Below are 3,174 nucleotides of genomic sequence, written 5' to 3' on the forward strand. Positions count from 1 at the left end.
GCTTCGCCGCGGCCTATACCGCCTGCATGGACTCCGCCGGCAATGCCAACGGCATCAGCCTGGGCGACTGCAACGAGGCCGAGATCCTCAAGGCCCGGATCGACGAGGCCGGCCTCTGCATCGACTACGACAACACCCGCCAGGACACCTATGAGGACTTCTACCGCTGCGGAAGCGCACGGTGAGCGGAGATCGAGGGTAACGGCGTGCGGCGACGTTGCATAGCATAATAGAGTAATAGTGTAATATTACTCTATTATGCTATCATTCCGCCGAAGAACACGCCCGAAGCTATCACAATAGCAACCTAGGGCAATAGCATCCTAGCACGCTATCACCTGCCGCCGGGAAAAAGCCATGATCGCATCAGCGCCGCCCTCAGGGCCAAGGCGACAATTCCAACGGCAGCTATTACAATATTATCCTAGGATGCTATCATCGGGAGCCGCGACAAGTTGAGATTAGCCTTCTCGTTGCAAGCAGCTCGATCCTGTGAGCCGCCACCTTATGGTGGCGGCGAATGGAGTTTCTGAGGCGCCATCATAGGCTGGGTTTGATGTCCGTGTCCGCGTCGGTGCTGTCTGCGTCAAGGTCGCTGGCGGCCTCCGCAGGGTCGCTTGGCGTAGCAGCTTCCGACACAGGTCTCGTCGCCTCAGGCACGACGTCGGTAGGCTTCTCCTTGGTTGAGGGCGCGGAACTCTCCGGCGCCGTCTCAGCCGCCTTTGCGTCGGGGCCCGGGCGACCGAGTTCTGCCAGGTCATAGCCGGCTTCGGCCAGGGTGGCAGCTATCAGGGCATTGGCCCTTTCATCGAGACCGACCGGCCTCATCCCAAGTTCGGCGCACTCGATTGTCATCCGCGCAACAAATTCCCGACTGCCTGCGATATCACAGACACTCCAGCCTTTTGCCTTTGCTTCCAAGGCCATCAGACGTATCGAAAGATCAGTCGATCTCGTAGTAACGATGCTGTCGCCTTTGTCCTTGACAACAGCGCCGTCACTCAACGTCACGGAACGGCTTGCAACATCAATATAGTGAAGCGCAGCGGCGATGTCGGATGGCACCTCAACCGGATACAGCGATTTCCAGAGCCGGACCTTGAAGTTCGCCGCTGGTGTTTGGACCCTGTGCGGCCGGATTCCTGCCACGGGCTCTGAATCCGGGGAAGCCACAGGAACGTGTTGAGGCTGCAACAGGTCAATCCGGTCGGAAAGAGGTTCAGGCTCCGGCTCAACCACAGCTGGGTATTTCTTGCGATTGAACAGGTTTCGCCGCTCGAGCCGCTGCTGGTAAATGCCCGTAAGATCGATGTCGTCGAGACGTGCCCCGACATCCTTGTATGGGGAGGCTTCGATCAGCTCCATCGCGTAATCCCGGGAGACGAACTGCCTGCTCCAGAGCCCGCCCTTCATCCGGGTCGAGGTCTTGAACTTCGGAAAGCCGGGCTGGTGAGGATCCTTCGATCTGAGGCTGAGGTAATCGTGCCCTTCACGGGCGATTTCATAGCCGCTATTTTTCAAAGCCTCGATCAGTTCGCTGCGATCGGACACCTCCTCATTCCGGATCCAACCCACGGCGATTTCATGCAGCAGCTCCCTGGGATCAGGATCCCTGGCAGCTTTGCCAAGGCGCTCGGCGTTACGATCAAGCTTCAGGATGTGGTCCGGAAGCCTCAACGCCCGGCGGCGGGACGCATCGAGGGGATCGGCCCATCCGGACCTGGCGTTCCATTTGTCGCGGAACGCGTCCAGCAACTCAATCGAAGCCTCGCCGGGAGGGTGCGGGTTGAAGTTCTGGTCACGTCCGTCAAGCTGGTGTAATTTCCCAGATGGCCTGAGGTCATGATCAGGCGGCTTTTGTGGTAATGCTGAGAATGGGGTCGATCTCCTCCTTGTCGATCTGAGCGAAGGCCTCGACCATCATGTAGCGGCTCGAGGTCTGCCATTCGTCATTCTGCTCGAACAGCACCGCGCCGATCAGGCGCATGATCGAGGCTTCGTTGGGGAAGATCCCCACGACATCGGCGCGGCGCTTCACCTCCTTGTTGAGGCGTTCGAGTGGGTTGGTGCTGTGCAACTTGGTGCGGTGCTGGCGGGGGAACGCCATGTAGGCCAGCACGTCATGCTCACTGGCGTCCATCAGGTCTGCCAGCTTGGGCCAGCGGGTGCGGACCTGCTCCGCGACATGGCGCCAGGTATCGCCAGCGTGCTTGCGATCGGGCTGTTCGAACGCTTGCCGGATTGCTGCCGCGACCACCGTATGTTGGCCTTTGGAGACGTGGGCGAGTGCGTTGCGCATCCAGTGAACCCGGCATCTTTGCCAGGTAGCTTCAAAGATCCGTGCAATGGCGGCCTTCAGACCGGTATGGGCATCGCTGATCACGAGCTTCACGCCGTCGAGACCGCGGGCCTTCAGCGAGCGCAGGAAGTCTGTCCAGAAGGTCTCTGCCTCCGAGGGGCCAATGCCGAGGCCGATGATTTCCCGGCGGCCTTCGGTATTGGCGGCCACGGCGATTATGGCCGCAACCGAGACGATCCGCCCGCCCTGGCGCTGCTTGAGATAGGTGGCATCGAGCCAGACATAGGGCCACTCCCCCGTGAGCGGGCGGTTCAGGAACTCGCCGACCCGTTCATCGATGTCCTTGCACAGCTTGGAGACCGTGCTCTTGGAGATGCCGCTCAGCCCCATGGCCTGCACGAGATCATCGACCCGGCGGGTCGAGACGCCGCCGATCCAAGCCTCCTGGATCACGGCAACCAGTGCCTGTTCCGAGGTCTTGCGGGCTTCGAGGAAGCCGGGGAAGTAGCTGCCCTGCCGCAGCTTCGGCACCCGCAGATTCAAAGTGCCCAAGCGGGTATCGAGCGCGCGTTCGCGATATCCGTTGCGCCAGGTTGTACGGTCTCCGCTGCGCTCGTGCCGGCCGGCGCCGATCAGGCCGTCAACATCGGCTTCCATGATCAGCTGAAGAACCGCCTCGGCGATGCTGCGCAGCAAATCACCCTGATCGTGCTTTGCCAAAAGCTCGGACAGGTCCATGGTGGTCTTGGTCATCGGGGACTCCGTATGGTCCGGGGTTGAAGCGTCGAAACTCCACCTCGATCATACACCTCGATGGCCACCCGAGATTACACCGAACGTGTCGGTGAAATTACACCACGTCCGCGGACACTACC

General features: G+C 60.5%; 3 protein-coding genes. 1 reads left to right on the forward strand and 2 read right to left on the reverse strand.

Annotated elements, in window-relative coordinates; translation table 11 throughout:
• Positions 1–185, forward strand: a 185-nt coding sequence (locus tag ACTJI6_RS23860; RefSeq protein ID WP_440804237.1) for a hypothetical protein, incomplete at its 5' end; no start/stop codon positions are given.
• Between the two features lie 355 nt (positions 186–540).
• On the opposite strand, the gene ACTJI6_RS23865 is transcribed toward ACTJI6_RS23860, so the two are convergent.
• A complete protein-coding gene (locus ACTJI6_RS23865; RefSeq protein ID WP_440804239.1) occupies positions 541–1,755 on the reverse strand; it encodes an LPD7 domain-containing protein in 1,215 nt (404 codons plus the stop codon).
• A 91-nt stretch (positions 1,756–1,846) separates the two neighbouring features.
• Positions 1,847–3,052 carry an IS256 family transposase gene (locus ACTJI6_RS23870; protein WP_440803160.1) on the reverse strand — a complete coding sequence of 402 codons (1,206 nt, stop codon included), beginning with the start codon at positions 3,050–3,052 and terminating at the stop codon, positions 1,847–1,849.
• Positions 3,053–3,174: the final 122 nt, after the last annotated feature.

The sequence above is a fragment of the Paracoccus sp. 22332 genome, from assembly GCF_052045125.1.
In the GTDB taxonomy this organism is placed as follows: Bacteria; Pseudomonadota; Alphaproteobacteria; order Rhodobacterales; family Rhodobacteraceae; genus Paracoccus; species Paracoccus haematequi_A.